Origin of the sequence: Aulosira sp. FACHB-615, assembly GCF_014698045.1 — a bacterium.
Taxonomy (GTDB): Bacteria; Cyanobacteriota; Cyanobacteriia; order Cyanobacteriales; family Nostocaceae; genus Nostoc_B.
The window spans coordinates 60,024-75,698 of record NZ_JACJSE010000005.1; the positions used below are offsets into that span (position 1 = coordinate 60,024).

The window sequence follows — 15,675 nt, forward strand, 5'->3', positions numbered from 1 at the left end:
CCTTGATCCAAGCGGAAACTTTAGAACTACTCGAATGGCATCGCCTCTGCCAGCATTTGGCGACATTTGCGGCTACTAAGCTAGGGGCGATCGCATCCACTAATTTACCAATTCCGACATCACAGTCAGTCAGTGAGCAGTTATTAGCACAAACTAAAGAAGTTTACCAACTGGAAAGTCGGCTGACTACAAGCTTATCTTTTGATGGTATTCAAGATATTGGCGATTCTATCGAACGCGCCGAACTCCGAGGGATTTTGGCTGGCGATGAATTACTGGCGATCGCAACTACCCTGGCTGGTGCGAGAAATTTACGGCGTGTAATTGATAACCAAGAAGATATACCAGTATTAACTGAGTTAGTTGCCGATTTACGCACTTACCCAGAATTAGAACAGGAAATCCATCGTTGTATTGATGAACGGGGGACTGTAGCTGATCGTGCTAGTCAAAAGCTGAGTGAAATCCGCGAAGATTTGCGGCGATTACGCAGTCAAATTAACCAAAAACTGCATAATATTTTACAAGCAAAATCCAACGCTGTTCAAGAACAATTAATTACGCAACGGGGCGATCGCTTTGTGATCCCAGTCAAAGCCAGTCACAAAGATGTAATTCCCGGTATTGTTCACGATACTTCTACCAGTGGCGTGACTTTGTACGTGGAACCTAATTCTATCGTGCCGATGGGTAATCAGTTGCGACAAACGTTGAAGCGAGAGCAAGCAGAAGAAGAAGCGATACGTCGTGTTTTGACTGAGCAAGTCGCAGCCGTCACCCCAGATTTAGAAAGGCTACTAGCAATTGTGACTACCTTAGATTTAGCGGCGGCGCGATCGCGTTATAGTTACTGGCTAAAAGCAAATCCCCCCAGATTTATTAACCGTGACGAAAAAGAAATCATCACCTTACGCCAGTTGCGTCACCCTTTGTTAGTTTGGCAACAACAGCACGAACAAGGACACGGCGTAATTCCTGTAGATTTACTGGTTAGTCCCCATATTAAGGTAGTGACTATTACGGGGCCGAATACTGGCGGTAAAACTGTCACCTTAAAAACCCTCGGTTTAGCAGCCTTAATGGCAAAGGTGGGTTTATTCATCCCCGCCCGCGAACCTGTGGAAATGCCTTGGTTTGACCAGATATTAGCAGATATCGGTGATGAACAATCTCTCCAGCAAAGTTTATCAACATTTTCCGGGCATATCCGCCGCATTAGCCGGATTTTAAATGCTTTAGAAAACGACTCCCAACTCCCAACTCCCCACTCCCTCGTATTACTCGACGAAGTAGGCGCAGGGACAGATCCAGCCGAGGGTAGCGCCTTAGCGATCGCACTTCTGCAATATCTCGCGGAACACGCCCAGTTAACCATAGCCACAACTCACTTCGGGGAACTCAAAGCCCTGAAGTACGAAGATGCGCGGTTTGAAAATGCCTCGGTAGAATTTGATGAAGCGACTTTATCACCAACCTATCGTTTATTGTGGGGGATTCCGGGACGTTCTAATGCTTTAGCGATCGCTCTGCGTTTAGGCTTAAAACCAGAAGTAGTAGAAAATGCCAAAACCCAAGTCGGTGAAGCTTCGGACGAAGTTAACCAAGTAATTGCCGGGTTAGAAGCCCAACGCCGTCGCCAAGAAACCAAAGCCGCCGAAGCCCAAAAATTATTACAACAAGCGGAACGGTTATATAAAGAAGTTTCCGACAAAGCCGCATCCTTAGAAGAACGGGAAAAATCATTGCGGGTTTCTCAGGAAATGGCAGTTCAACAGGCGATCGCCCAAGCCAAAGGTGAAATAGCCCAAGTCATTCGCCGCTTGCAACAAGGTACACCCACCGCCCAAGATGCCCAACAAGCCACCAATGCGTTAAATCAAATTACTCAGAAATACCAGCCAGCACCAGCACCTAAGCCGAAAATTGGGTTTATGCCCAAGGTGGGCGATCGCATCCGTATTTCCCAATTTGGACAAACTGCGGAGGTTTTAACCGCCCCCGATGAAGATGGCGAGTTAAACGTCCGCTTCGGCATTATGAAAATGACAGTCAAATTGCAAGACATCGAATCTCTCGATGGACAAAAAGCCGAACCGATTGTCAAACCCAAACCAACACCAGCACCAACCACTCCGCCTCCCCAAGCCGCACCAGCCATTCGTACCTCGAAAAATACAGTAGATTTGCGGGGTAAGCGAGTAGCCGATGCCGAAATTGAATTAGACAAAGCCATTTCCGAAGCGAATGGCCCCATCTGGATTATTCACGGACATGGCACAGGGAAATTGCGTCAAGGTGTTCACGCCTTTTTGCAACAACATCCGCGAGTCAGCAGTTACGAACCAGCAGAACAAGCTGATGGTGGTAGTGGTGTTACTATTGCTCACGTTTCTTAAGCTTGATCAATATAGGACTCATATTTGATTTGGGAAAAAAATCAGTACATTCAGATCAGGCTTCTTTCCTAATCCCGACTCCCCATTCCCTATTCCCTACCTACACAAATAAATTCAGAAATCAAACCGGATTCCTATATTAGCCCAGGACTGATGCACAAAGTTTATCTGTAGAGGCTGGGGTAGGGGTGTAAGGGTTTTGCATACATTACCCCTACATCCTTACCCAAACCCTTAATTTTGCCTGTAAGTCCTATAAAAAACAATTGAGCGATCGCTAAGTTTTCCCAACATCAAATTACATTTTCTGGCAGATATTTTTTTCGTTATTCAGATTTTATTATCTATGTAGTATGCTACATTTCATCCAACTACTAGAGTAAATCTGATGGTTCTGACACAAGAGCAATTTGATAACTTAGTACAAAAATTAGAGAGTAATGCCTATCAAAAACCAAAACACTTCAAACAGCGTGTTGTTTTTTTAGTATTTATAGGTTATGGATACATTCTGGTAATTTTGTCTTTTCTGTTATGGATCATAGTCACTGTTGGTTTAATCAAGCCAACTTCTCAAGAGTATGGTTCTCTATTTTTAGGATGTACTTTCATCATAGCTATTGTACTATCAGTAAATATTTTGCGCTCACTTTGGGTCAGAATTCCTAAACCTAAAGGAAAAAAGTTACGGCGTAGTGATGTACCACAACTATTTAAATTAGTAGATGAACTCTCTGATATTTTAGAAACTCCAAAATTCCACAATATTTTGTTAGTCAATGAGTTCAATGCTGCCGTTATGCAAAGACCGCGTTTAGGTATTTTTGGCTGGTTTGAGAATTATATAATTCTCGGTTTGCCCTTGATGCAAGCATTAACGTTAGAGGAATTGCGTGCAGTTATCGCTCATGAATTTGGACATTTATCTGGCAAACATAGTCGTTTTGCTGGTTGGATTTATCGAATTCGTTATATCTGGCTTCAATTATTACAACAATTGTATAAGCAACAACAACAGCCCCAGTCTGGAGTGGCGATTATTGATTTTTTAATACTTATAGCGAATGGGTTAGGATTTATTGTCTTTGGGTACTTTTTTGATTGGTTTGTCTCTATATTTACTGCTTACTCATTTGTCCTTTCACGGATGAATGAATATGCAGCAGATAGCTATGCAGCAGATTTAGTAGGTGAACAATATCTTGCTCAGGCACTAATTAACATGGCTGTCAAAAACAGATATATCAATAGGTCTTTTTGGCAGGAAATATATCAACAGGCAGATTGGACTCCACAACCCCCTGATGCTATATACTTGTTATCCCAAGCTTTGCATCACAAAATTCCTGCTGATAGCCAACAAAGATGGTTAAAAGCCGCTTTAGCCGAGAAGACTGATACCAGTGACACTCATCCTTGCTTATCTGAAAGACTAAATGCTTTAGGATATCATGTACAGTCTTATGAAAACATAGCAATTACAACTTCTGCTGCTGAGGAACTATTTGGCAAAGATTTTTTAGAAAACCTTTTAACACAAAAAAATCAAGAGTGGCAAAAAGCTAATATTATCTTCTGGGAAAATCGTCATACTTTCCTCCAAGATATTCAACCTAAATTATGGGAATTAGAGCAAAAAGCGGAAGTTCATAAATTAACTTTTGAGGAAAAATGGAACCTCTGTAACTGGACAGCAGAAATCAGAGGAGGCGATGCGGCTATTCCTTTACTGCAAAATCTCTTAACTGAACAGTCTTATCATGCACCAGCTAATTTTTTATTAGGAAAAATTTTATTGTCAAAACAGGATAGTCAGGGAATTACTTATATCGAAAATGCTGTGAGTTGTGATATAGAAATGACAATTTCAGGTTATATACTAATTTCTGATTTCTTAGATTATGAGCAGGGCGATACAGACAGAGTTAAGCATTATCGAAATCAGATTGAGCAATTTTATTATAGAAAATTATTTTCTCATACTGGATTATATCGTTAGTTGAAACATTAACAGTAAGAATGAGGTTCTGGACAATAGACAGATCAAACGCAGATAAATTGGGGTAAATTTCCATTACCAGGGATTGTGAAAGCAAAAATAGCGATCGCTTACTGAATATCACCTCAAAATTATCTTGCTGCTGGATTATCTCAGGCTCATCTAGTCAGTTATTCACAAGAAAATCTTTCTTCCCCTGTTCGCGCTTTTCCATATCGTGTTTTGCTCTAACGATAACCTGAAACATCTTTGTAGTTACTTGCCAAAAAATCGCTGCAAATCACCTCATAATTTGATACCCTAGCTAGAACAGTTTTGATAAAAGTTAACAGCGTGGACATTCAACTTGGGCGGGGAAAAACAGCTCGCAGGGCTTACGGAATTGATGAAATTGCACTAGTCCCCGGTAAAAGAACATTAGATCCTAGTTTGGCAGATACTAGCTGGCGGATTGGCAATATCGAGCGAAATATACCAATTATTGCTAGTGCAATGGATGGTGTAGTTGATGTAGGTATGGCTGTGCGTTTGTCACAGTTAGGTGCATTAGGTGTGCTTAACTTAGAGGGTATCCAAACTCGTTATGTTGATCCAAATCCCATCCTTGATCGGATTGCTTCTGTAGGCAAGGATGAATTTGTCTCCTTAATGCAAGAACTTTATGCCGAACCTATCAAGCCTGAATTAATTGAAAAGCGCATTCACGAAATTAAAGAACAAGGCGGTATTGCGGCTGTAAGTGCGACACCAGCAGGGGCGAGTAAATTTGGTGAAGTTGTTGCTAAGGCTGGGGCAGATTTATTCTTTATTCAAGCTACAGTCGTCTCTACAGCACATTTATCACCAGCGTCGATAGTTACCCTGGATTTGGCAGAATTTTGCCGTTCTATGCCCATACCAGTGGTGTTGGGTAACTGTGTTACCTACGATGTCACCTTGGACTTAATCAAGGCTGGTGCGGCGGCTGTATTAGTGGGTATTGGCCCTGGGGCTGCTTGTACCTCTCGTGGTGTGTTGGGTGTGGGTGTACCCCAAGCAACAGCGATCGCTGATTGTGCCGCCGCCCGCGATGATTATTATCAGCAAACTGGTAAATATGTGCCTGTAATCGCTGATGGTGGTCTAATTACTGGTGGAGATATTTGTAAATGTATTGCTTGTGGTGCTGACGGCGTGATGATTGGTTCACCCTTTGCTAGAGCTGCTGAAGCACCAGGACGCGGTTTTCATTGGGGAATGGCAACACCCAGCCCAGTTTTACCACGCGGAACTCGAATTAAAGTCGGTACAACCGGCACTCTAGAACAAATTCTCACTGGCCCAGCAGGCTTAGATGATGGTACTCACAACTTGTTAGGAGCTTTAAAAACAAGTATGGGTACATTGGGAGCCAAAGATATCAAAGAAATGCAGCAAGTTGAAGTTGTAATTGCTCCTTCCTTGTTAACGGAAGGTAAAGTTTATCAAAAAGCTCAACAATTAGGTATGGGCAAATAAAGAAAGTATAAAGGTTGAAAGACTGGAGGATGAAATTTTAGACTTCTAACTTCAGTTGAAATTCTTTAGGAAATTTTTCCAGACTCCCAAACATTCAACTGGAAAAATCTCTTCTGTCGCCTACAATAGAGAAAGCGGAGACGCATGTTTCCGTTCACTCCTCACACCACACTCCGCCCGGACTACTGTTCGGGCGGTTCCTTATGTTTATGGATATATGAATAAATTCCAGGGCTTCTTTGCAAATGTACATCCTTACTCTTCAAAGCAGATGTTTTTGCTATGGTAGAATTTTCACGAAACTCAGAAATTGAATTGGCAAAGGTTTTTAGGCATGTCAGCAGCCGCAGAAGTTACAGATTCTACTTTTAAGCAAGAAGTACTCGACAGCTCAGTACCTGTTTTGGTTGATTTTTGGGCTCCCTGGTGTGGCCCTTGCCGGATGGTAGCTCCTGTTGTCGAAGAAATTGCAGCTCAGTACGTTGGTCAAATCAAGGTTGTGAAAGTTAATACTGATGAGAATCCTCAAGTTGCCAGTCAGTATGGCATTCGCAGCATTCCCACATTAATGATTTTTAAAGAAGGAGCAAAAGTTGATATGGTCGTTGGTGCTGTACCTAAAAGTACATTAGCAACTACTTTGGAAAAGTATCTTTAGTCAACTCAATCGGTCATACAATCCTTTTGAGACGCTCTTTTGCTTAAGTTTTAGGTAAATATTTGTCAATAAGTTTATGAGGCGCGAAACCCCGCGTCTCAGTTAAACTTTCTCAAACAGTCTTAAAATTTGCATATAAATATCTGAGAAACTTAAATTTTGCTTCTCAAATATTTAATAGCCAACATAGACTTAACTTATATTTCCTCAGACTACTAGTTTGAGGAAAATTTGTTTTATGGTTTATTTCCAGAAGGATAAAGTATGATTTTTTTATCGCCACCAGCCGCAGCTATCTTCTTACCATCAGGAGTAAAAGACACAGCATACACTGTCTCGTTAAAGCCTTGATAAGTACAAATTTCTTTACCAGTTTTTGCATACCATAGTTTAACAGTCTTATCTTTACCACCACTAGCTAAAAGTCGTCCATTAGGGCTAAAAACCACAGAACAAACCTCATCATTATGTCCTGTAAGTGAATAGATTTCTTTACTAGTTGCTATATCCCATAACTTAATCTTCTTGTTCTGACTAGCACTCGCTAAAGTTTTACCATCAGGACTGAAAGCTATAGATTTAATATCGGAAAACCAATCCGAATCTGTATTGATAGTTTGAACTTTTTGTTTAGTTAAATGCCAAAGTTTAATAGTTTTATCCTTAATAGCACTCGCTAAAATTTTACCATCTGGGCTAAAAATCACAGATATCACATCATTTGATAAACCATGAAAGGAAGATATTTCTCTACCAGTTGCTATTGACCATAGCTTTAAAGTTTTATCTTGGCTTCCACTAGCTATAATTTTTCCATCTGGGCTAAAAGCTACAGAGTAAACTTTTTCTTCATGTCCGTTCAAAGTATAAATTTCTTGACTGGTATTGATATCCCATAACTTAATAGTTTTATCATCACTTGCGCTGGCCAAAATTTTATTATTTGGGCTGAAAGCTATTGAATTAACACCTCCAAACCATGAAGATCCTCCATGTCCCTCAAGAACTTGGGGTTCTCTATTCGTTAATAAATGCCAAATTCTTATAGTTTTATCTTCACTAGCACTTGCCATCATCTCTCCATCAGAACTAAATGCAAGGGACAGAATTTTATTGGTATGGCCTTTAAAAATTTGCACTGATACTAAATCTTGTAAATTCTCTTGATTAAATGTTTCCATTATCCAATGTATATAGTAATTAGGAGATGATAGGTAGATTTTGACTTTATAGCTTATTTTATGACACAAAAAACTAAAAAAGACAGGCGATACACCTGTCTTTTTTAAAAAAGGATTTATCAGAGAATCTTAGAAATTCATTTCAGCAGCTTGAACTTTTTCAACCTGTTTCTTCTTGAGAACTAGCATTACTTGAGCTAACATTACCAGACTGATAAAGGCAATTAGCCAACCAACTCTGCTAGAGTCTTGTAACACAATTTCTGTATCTTTTTGACCGAAACCACCAACGTTGGGGTTATTAGTCAAAGCGTCACCAGATTTTACTGTTTGTCCTTCAGAAACAATCAGTTCTGGGCCGAGAGGAATTGTATCAGTGACCACATCACCAGCTTCGGTTGTGATGTTCACCAAATATTTCACGTTACCTTCACCATCGTCTTCTTTGGCAATTTTGCTGATGGTGCCAGTAGCGGAAGCATTGTAAACAGTGTTGTTGCTCTTTTCACCAGTAGGATAAACTTGTCCGCGTCCTCTGTTACCACCTACGTGAACTGAGTATTTACCAAAGTGGATGTTTTTGTCAGTTCCAGGGTTAGGAGATAGAACAGGGAAGACAATTTCCTGATATTGTTCGCCGGGTAAGGGGCCAACAATCACAACATTGTCGGAACCTTCTTTGTAGGTTTGGAAGTAGGTATCACCAACTTCTTCTTTCAGTTCTTCAGGAATGCGGTCTTCAGGAGCAAGTTTGAAGCCTTCGGGGAGCATCAAAACTGCACCAACGTTTAAGCCAACTTTGGAACCATCTGCACCAACTTGCTGCACGCTGGTATCGTAGGGAATTTTCACCACAGCTTTAAATACTGTGTCGGGTAGTACAGATTGAGGTACTTCGACTTCTGTGGGCTTGGCTGCTAGGTGACAGTTAGCGCAAACGATTCTACCTGTCGGTTCGCGGGGAGTTTCAGGATAGGTTTGCTGCGCCCAGAAGGGATAAGCGGCAGCACTTTGAGGCAAAGCAATATCGCTAGTAAAGAAGAATGTTACTGTAGCGATCGCTATGAGCAATGTTTTGGTAATTGCTCTAGCACTGCGAGTCAAACTCGCTGTTGTAAAGGCATTTCTCATCTCTATAAGGACAACGATTCTTGGATGAAGTAGTCAATAGTCACAGTTATCAGTTATCAGTTATCAGTTATCAAGCATGTTAACTGTTCACTGTTCACTGATAAATTAAGCCCACCAAGGTTCTTCGCCGGTGCGGAAGTCGGTTTCAGTCCAGGGTGTGAGAACAATCTTGTCGTTTTCGGCTTTGGCGTGGCTTAAAGCCAAAGAACGGGGTGCAGGGCCTCGAACTACTTTACCAGTTGCGTCGTATTGAGAACCGTGGCAAGGGCATTTAAATTTGTTTTCCGCAGCGTTCCAAGGAACAACACAACCCAAGTGGGTGCAAACAGCGTTAATGCCGTAATCGGTGATTGCTTCTTTGCTTTCGACCACAATGTAGGTAGGGTCGCCCTTCAATCCTTGAACGAGGGTGCGATCGCCTACGTTATGGCTGTCTAGAAATTGACTAACGCTCACATCGTTGCCGAGGCTGTCTTTTGCTGTTGTTCCACCACCAGCACCACCAGCCGCCGGAGGAATAAAGTAGTTAACAACGGGATACAATGCACCCAGAGCTACTCCAGTGACAGTCCCAAAGGTGAGCAAATTCATGAATTGACGACGACCCATATCGGGAACGTCCATTGATTCCGAAAATTGAGCCATATCCTACGCGCTCGCTCTTTGTATATTTTGTTTAAGCATTTTGACAAGAGTACTAATACTTGAGCAGCTCCTGTCTGGGTCGAAATGCTAACTAACAATGCTAAACTTCTTTGTTGCAAGACACTTTTAGCATCTTTTCTGTTAGCATTACATTTCTTTATATCCTTATCATACTTGAGTTACGGAACTTAACATCATAACTAAATGTAAAATCTAATTGAGAGAAGCTATGACAGGAAAGGAATTACACCAACTGTTGCTGGATAAATGGGGATATTCTTACGATGTCCAGTTCCGCCGTACCCAAGGCAAGATATTCCTGCAAGTGATGTGGAAATATCTTGAGCAAGCTTCTTTCCCCTTAACAGAGGCAGAGTACCAAGAACATCTTGATACCATCGCTAATTATCTTAATGCTTTAGATGGTACAGCACAGGTAAAAAATTTTATCGCTCAAACACGCGATCGCCCCCGCCTTGGCAAAGCTGTCAGTATCCCCCTCGATTTAGGGGAACGCGCTTCTGAGTGGATAGTGTAACAGCTAAAATTCAACAATTAACACTAAATCTTTTGGTTGGTAAAGTTGAGTAATTTGGGCGCGAGCTTCTTTGATGCCTAAATTACCAAAGTTTACCCGCTTGGGAAAATGCTAAAACTTTGGTGATTTTTCATCCACAAATTTCTAATTTATCAGTTATTTTTATTACTTACCTGTGAGTTTCACTAAACCAATTCCCCCCATATAAAGCCCTAAAACTGCACCGGCTAATAAAGCTTGGGTTAAAGGGTCGGTAGAAGGTGTGAGGACAGCACCTAAAATTACGGCTGCCATAATGACATATCGCCAGCCAGCCAGCATTCGCTCAGAAGAAACAATACCTAAATTGCCTAGCAACAATTGAATAATTGGAATTTGAAATGCTAAACCAGTGCTAAATAACAACAGCAATACAAATTCAAAATACTTATCAATTGACCAGAGTTGTTCTACTACATCCGCGCCGTAGCTAATAAAAAATCTTAATGCGGCGGGAATCAGCGCAAAATAGGCAAATACTAACCCACCAACAAATAACACGCTTGACCCCAAAACTATTGGCCCCACTAGGCGACGTTCGCGGCGGGTTAAGCCTGGTAAGACAAATTGGATAATTTGATAAAGAATAAACGGACTAGAAAGAACTACGCCACTGTAGCCAGCAACTTTTAGAGAGACAAAGAAATATTCCCCTGGTGCAAGCTGGAGAAATTTCACGCCGGCGGCTGGTGCTTCTAGTAATTGCACAATTGGCTTGACAGCAACAAAACAGCCAATCACAAAAATGACTACAGCTATTAGTGCATAAAATATGCGCTGTCTTAACTCTTCTAGGTGGTCGAAAAGAGACATTTCGACTTCACCCGGCAACTCATCAAGAGGATTGGTCTCAGAGTTGCCTTGTCCTTCTAGGTCGATATCGGAATTGATAATGGTGTCAGCTTCAGATGAAGGAGTCATGAGTAGGCTATTAGGCAACATTTGTTAACTATTCTATTACTCATGGGTGTAAGGATGTAGGGGTGTAGGGGTAAAAGGGTATGGGGTGTAAGGGTTTTGGAGACATACACCTCAATGAAGAGGCAAAGGAGCAGGGAACGGGGAGCAACTCACAAGTGTAGGTTTTGAGTAGCGACTCTAAAAATCACGATTTAATCAGAGTTCTATCCCCCTCACACCCTTACATCCATACACCCTAAATCAATTGATAGATGCGCTCAACTTTTAATCCCTGAGAGATATTCCCTGGCGGTGCTGATTTCTGCACAATAAATCAGTAATCAAACTGGATTTTTCTAGTCGCCAGCATCATAATGCCATCCACAAATAAACGTTCTTTTCGTTGGTTGTTGCAGCAGTTTCAACTCAAGCCAGGTAAACCCGCGATTTTCTCTGGTGTTCGGAGTCTGTTGATTTTGGGTGTTCCCATTGGGTTAGGAATTATGACAGGGAATGCGGCTGCAAGTGCGGTTGCGACTATGGCGGCTTGGTTTGTAGGGATGGTAAATGTTGATGGTACTTACCGCCAGCAATTGAGGGCGATGATTGCTGCGACTTTTGCAGTGACGCTAGTATTTCTGATTGCTAGTCTGGTAAGCAGTCATCTCTGGTTAGCTATCCCGACGACGTTTGTTGTGATGTTTATCGCAGGTTTAGCGGGTTTGTATGGCAATGTCGCCGCATCTGTTAGCTTGGTGACTTCCATCATGTTTGTGATTGCCTTGGCTAGATTTGCGACATTTACTAATTTTCCGACTCTGATTTTACACTGTCTGCTATGTCTCGCTGGGGGAACATGGACAATTTTACTGTCATTGGGCATTTGGGCGGTACAACCTCATGATCTTGTCAGGGAAGTTGTGGCTAATTGTTATCTCTCGTTGAGTCAATTTGTGGGCTTAGTGAAAGAGAGAGTCTTTGATTACCAAGATAGTCAGGCGTGGACAGAACAATTTTTGCCAGCGCAGGATGCTGTAATTCAAAATTTAACTGCGGCGCGGAGCTTGTGGACAGCGAAATGGACTGTGCAGAAAGGTGCTAATCAGCAGGGAAATAATTTATTGGTGTTGATTGAAGATGTCAATCAAATTCTCAATGGGATTGTGGCATTGAATGAACTGTTAGCGATCGCATCTGCACATCAATTATTTTCTCAGTTACAGACCGAGATTCAACAAGCGATCGCACAATTGGGAATTGCTCTAGAAATGTTAGCAAAAGCGATCGCTAAAGGCAAAAACTCAGTTCATTTAGGTGATTTACATCGTACCGTTGAAGCACTACAACACCAATGGCAAGTTCTCCGTTCCCAAATCCTCACCACAACTCACCCCCACCCAGATGACTATGGCGATTTAGTTCATCTACGGCAAATTACCAGCAATTTGATCAATCTTGCCCAGCAAATACAAACTGATGCAGAAATTGTCTCAAATTTCAACCAAGGAAAACAGCATCTGATTCCGCAAGTCGATATTTCTGTCTTCCCTGAGTCAAACTCTGGTGTAATTATTGATACATTGCGAAATAACTTCACCTTTGATTCCGTCACCTTTCGCCATGCCTTACGTTTAGCACTAATTACCACATTTGCCGAACTTCTCGCCGCAATCTTGCAATTACCCAGAGGTTACTGGATTACTTTAACGGCTTTAGTGGCACTTAAACCCAACTTTGGCGGAACCTCAGAAACAACGGTGCAGAGAGTCATCGGTACAATGTTAGGCGGAATTATGGGGATTGGGCTGATTTTATTAGTGCAGAATCAAAATGCGATCGCAGTTTGTTTACTGCTGTTGGTATTTATGGCTATGTCAGTGCGACCTTTAAGCTACAGCCTATTTACCATCTTGCTAACTCCCGCCATTATCTTATTACTTAACTTAATTAGTGCTGGTGGCTGGCAAGTAGGAGTTTTGCGAATTATTGATAGTATATTTGGCGGTGTTTTAGCCTTAGTTGGTAGCTATTTACTATTTCCCAGTTGGGAAAGACAACAACTTCCCAGCCAATTAGAGAAAACTATTCGCGCTAATCTCGCCTACTTTCAGCAAGTGATTGCTAACTACCTGAATCCAGAGCAAAATGTATTTGCTGCTATCAATAACTTACGCCATCAAGCAGCACTAGAAAACGCCAACGCCACCGCCGCAGCCCAAAGATTATTTAGCGAACCTCGTCACGTCCAAGGTGAAATAGAACCTGTGATGACTTTGATTTTATACATTCGTGGCTTTTTTAGTTCAGTGACAACCTTAGCCGAACATCTGCGGGAATTTAGTGGACAGTATCAATTTATAGAACTACCGCAACTGACAGATATTATTGTGCAGATTTTAGAAAATCTAGCAGATAGTCTGCAACAAAAACAGCGACCCCAACCATTACCACCATTAGATAATTATCTCGAAGTTATTCACAATCAAATTGAACAGTTACACACTGCTCGGTTATCAGAAATTTCTCTACATTCTCACACTTTAACTCCTACATTAAAAGCCGTGCGAGAACAAACTACCTTATCTACAGAACTAGAACGCATTATTAATGAAATTAAAGTAATTCACTGTGTAATTTCTCGTTGGCAAAGTTGAATAGGACTAATAAGTAGAGCGACTTAAATATTTGTAGTTGGGAAAAGGCAGGAGGCAGAAGGCAGAAGGCAGGAGGAAAGAGGGTTTTAGTTTAATTCACTTTTCTTAATATAGTTATGTTTTTTCCCACCGACTTACTTAGACCTCTTGCATAAATCAGATTTTGTAGGGCGGGTATGATTATGCCCACCCTACAATCTTAATCAGGGCTTGCTGACTGAAATTACTGGGCATATCGACGCGGCGTATAAACTGAGACACTACCATCAGAACGTTGAATAGTCCTGGTTTGGCTTGAACCCACAATAATCACTGTTCGCATATCGGCGACATCTGGTGTTAATTGCTCAAGAGAAATTACCTTGATTGTTTGTCCTGGTCTGCCCAAATTTCTGCCTAATACTACGGGTGTATTGGGTGTGCGATATCGCAGCAATATATCTTTAGTGGCTGCAAGTTGCCAAGTGCGGTCTTTAGAGACAGGGTTGTAAAAGGCGATCGCAAAATCTCCTCCAGCCGCCGCCGCAATTCGTTGTTCGATAATTGACCAAGGTTTTAAAATATCTGACAGTGAAATCGCGCAAAAGTCATGCCCCAAAGGTGCGCCTACTGCTGCTGCGGCTGCTTGCATTGCGGAGATTCCCGGTGCAACATGAATTTCGATACTGTCCCATTCTGGTTTGGGATGACGGTCGAGGACTTCAAACACCGCCGCCGCCATTGCATAAATCCCCGGATCACCAGAGGACACCACCGCCACATACTTACCTGTCGCTGCCAAATCTAGCGCCATTGTAGCCCGTGCTATTTCTTCGCGGTTATCAGACTCATGGCGTTGCTTACCATCAGCTAAAGCACCAACCAAATCAAGATAAGTTTTGTAACCTACAAGGTCAGTCGCCAACCTGAGAATTTCTTTGACTTCTGGAGACATCCACTGTGCTGCACCAGGGCCAGTGCCAATAATTGCTAATTTACCCCGTGGCTGACCGATGGTATTGGGGTCAATGGGTGCGGGTGCAATAGCCAGAGCTATATCAGCAGCTGTCGTCGGGATGAGTTGACCACCTGTGACAGCCAAAGCCATTGCTTGTGGATTTTCCCATTGATTTTCTGTAAAAAAGCGCGTAGGTACACCAAAAGCATCAGCGATATTGTGGATTGCTGGATGAGCAGCAATGTTTAGAGATGCAAAGATTCCAGCTATAGAAGCAGGTGCAATTCCAGCATCGGTCAGTAGTTGTTTAACTGTAGCTAAATTAACATGAGGTTGAGTAATGGCGATCGCTACCGTTTGGGGATGATAAACCAGACAATTGGCGGTAGAATTTACCAACCGTTCTGTAACTTTAATCGTCAATTCGCCTTGGGCATCAATTGGCAATTGACTATTACTCAACCAAGGTGCATTTCCCTCTAATTTCACCCGCGCCCCCGCCAACAAATCAGAAATAAAAGTTTTCGCATCCTCTGGGTTAGCTAAACGATAGCCAGCAGGAGGCGATAACAACGCCGTGCGAAACCGAATATCCCCAGTAGTTGTAATTGCAGCTGGAACATCCAACACCTCAGCAATACGGCGTGCTAAATCATTGACTCCACTTAACCCACCCAACAAGGGAACTACCGCACTACCATCTTCCGCCACAGCTAATACTGGTGGTTCTTGACGCTTATCAGAAATTAAAGCAGCTAAAGTTCTAATTAGAATACCAGCCGCACAAATGCCAATCAACGGTGTTCCCGCAGCAAACAACTCACGCACAGTCTCGCCAAAATTGCTAAAACTAACATCAACTCCAGAAGTTCGCCCTGCTAAACCATATAATCTTGCTCCTGGCAAGACACTCATCATTTTACGAGCTATTGCCACACTATTTTGACCCAACACTACAACCGCAGGTGCAACCTTGATCATGAGAATTCTGGAATTTGAGTAGATATTGTGCAAAGTTTATAATACAAATCTTGTAGAGACGTTATACCATTTTGGATTTTAGATTTTGGATTTTGGATTGGGAAATTGCTTACTGGTGA

11 protein-coding genes are annotated in these 15,675 nt (G+C 42.0%); 6 read left to right on the top strand and 5 right to left on the bottom strand.

Going from position 1 to position 15,675, the window contains the following annotated elements:
• Positions 1–2 precede the first annotated feature (2 nt).
• From H6G77_RS09905 to trxA, 4 genes are all read left to right on the top strand, one after another.
• On the top strand, positions 3–2,396 hold the full coding sequence (locus tag H6G77_RS09905) for an endonuclease MutS2 (protein WP_190871476.1): 2,394 nt from the start codon (positions 3–5) through the stop codon (positions 2,394–2,396).
• 388 nt (positions 2,397–2,784) lie between these two features.
• Entirely contained in the window at positions 2,785–4,395 is a 1,611-nt protein-coding gene (locus H6G77_RS09910; RefSeq protein WP_190871477.1) for a M48 family metallopeptidase, read from the top strand.
• Positions 4,396–4,728: 333 nt separating this feature from the next.
• Positions 4,729–5,892: a GuaB3 family IMP dehydrogenase-related protein gene (locus H6G77_RS09915; RefSeq protein ID WP_190592842.1), complete on the top strand. Its 1,164-nt coding sequence runs from the start codon at positions 4,729–4,731 to the stop codon at positions 5,890–5,892.
• Positions 5,893–6,202: 310 nt separating this feature from the next.
• Positions 6,203–6,550: a thioredoxin gene (trxA, locus tag H6G77_RS09920; RefSeq protein WP_277877322.1), complete on the top strand. Its 348-nt coding sequence runs from the start codon at positions 6,203–6,205 to the stop codon at positions 6,548–6,550.
• A 236-nt stretch (positions 6,551–6,786) separates the two neighbouring features.
• Here the strand turns inward: trxA and H6G77_RS09925 are convergent, their stop codons facing one another.
• The 3 genes from H6G77_RS09925 to petC form a co-directional block, all read right to left on the bottom strand.
• A complete protein-coding gene (locus tag H6G77_RS09925; RefSeq protein WP_190675157.1) occupies positions 6,787–7,731 on the bottom strand; it encodes a WD40 repeat domain-containing protein in 945 nt (314 codons plus the stop codon).
• A gap of 129 nt (positions 7,732–7,860) precedes the next feature.
• Positions 7,861–8,862: a cytochrome f gene (gene petA / locus H6G77_RS09930; RefSeq protein ID WP_190871478.1), complete on the bottom strand. Its 1,002-nt coding sequence runs from the start codon at positions 8,860–8,862 to the stop codon at positions 7,861–7,863.
• Between the two features lie 105 nt (positions 8,863–8,967).
• Entirely contained in the window at positions 8,968–9,507 is a 540-nt protein-coding gene (gene petC, locus H6G77_RS09935) for a cytochrome b6-f complex iron-sulfur subunit (RefSeq protein ID WP_015111832.1), read from the bottom strand.
• Positions 9,508–9,736: 229 nt separating this feature from the next.
• Here petC and H6G77_RS09940 point away from each other — a divergent pair, with 229 nt between their 5' ends.
• Entirely contained in the window at positions 9,737–10,045 is a 309-nt protein-coding gene (locus H6G77_RS09940; RefSeq protein ID WP_062290766.1) for a DUF3067 family protein, read from the top strand.
• A gap of 165 nt (positions 10,046–10,210) precedes the next feature.
• Here H6G77_RS09940 and tatC read toward each other — a convergent pair whose 3' ends face one another.
• Positions 10,211–11,005, bottom strand: coding sequence for a twin-arginine translocase subunit TatC (gene tatC / locus H6G77_RS09945; RefSeq protein WP_190871645.1), 795 nt, complete (start codon positions 11,003–11,005; stop codon positions 10,211–10,213).
• Positions 11,006–11,358: 353 nt separating this feature from the next.
• Between tatC and H6G77_RS09950 the strand changes: the two genes are divergently transcribed.
• Positions 11,359–13,638 carry an FUSC family protein gene (locus H6G77_RS09950; protein WP_190871479.1) on the top strand — a complete coding sequence of 760 codons (2,280 nt, stop codon included), beginning with the start codon at positions 11,359–11,361 and terminating at the stop codon, positions 13,636–13,638.
• Between the two features lie 223 nt (positions 13,639–13,861).
• Here the strand turns inward: H6G77_RS09950 and cobJ are convergent, their stop codons facing one another.
• Positions 13,862–15,556 carry a precorrin-3B C(17)-methyltransferase gene (gene cobJ / locus H6G77_RS09955; RefSeq protein WP_190871480.1) on the bottom strand — a complete coding sequence of 565 codons (1,695 nt, stop codon included), beginning with the start codon at positions 15,554–15,556 and terminating at the stop codon, positions 13,862–13,864.
• Positions 15,557–15,675: the final 119 nt, after the last annotated feature.

Coding starts and splice junctions, on each gene's coding strand:
- H6G77_RS09910 (WP_190871477.1), top strand. CDS start 2,785: ATGGTTCTGACACAAGAGCAATTTGATAACTTAGTACAAAAATTAGAG.
- H6G77_RS09925 (WP_190675157.1), bottom strand. CDS start 7,731: ATGGAAACATTTAATCAAGAGAATTTACAAGATTTAGTATCAGTGCAA.
- petA (WP_190871478.1), bottom strand. CDS start 8,862: ATGAGAAATGCCTTTACAACAGCGAGTTTGACTCGCAGTGCTAGAGCA.
- petC (WP_015111832.1), bottom strand. CDS start 9,507: ATGGCTCAATTTTCGGAATCAATGGACGTTCCCGATATGGGTCGTCGT.
- H6G77_RS09940 (WP_062290766.1), top strand. CDS start 9,737: ATGACAGGAAAGGAATTACACCAACTGTTGCTGGATAAATGGGGATAT.
- tatC (WP_190871645.1), bottom strand. CDS start 11,005: ATGACTCCTTCATCTGAAGCTGACACCATTATCAATTCCGATATCGAC.
- H6G77_RS09950 (WP_190871479.1), top strand. CDS start 11,359: ATGCCATCCACAAATAAACGTTCTTTTCGTTGGTTGTTGCAGCAGTTT.
- cobJ (WP_190871480.1), bottom strand. CDS start 15,556: ATGATCAAGGTTGCACCTGCGGTTGTAGTGTTGGGTCAAAATAGTGTG.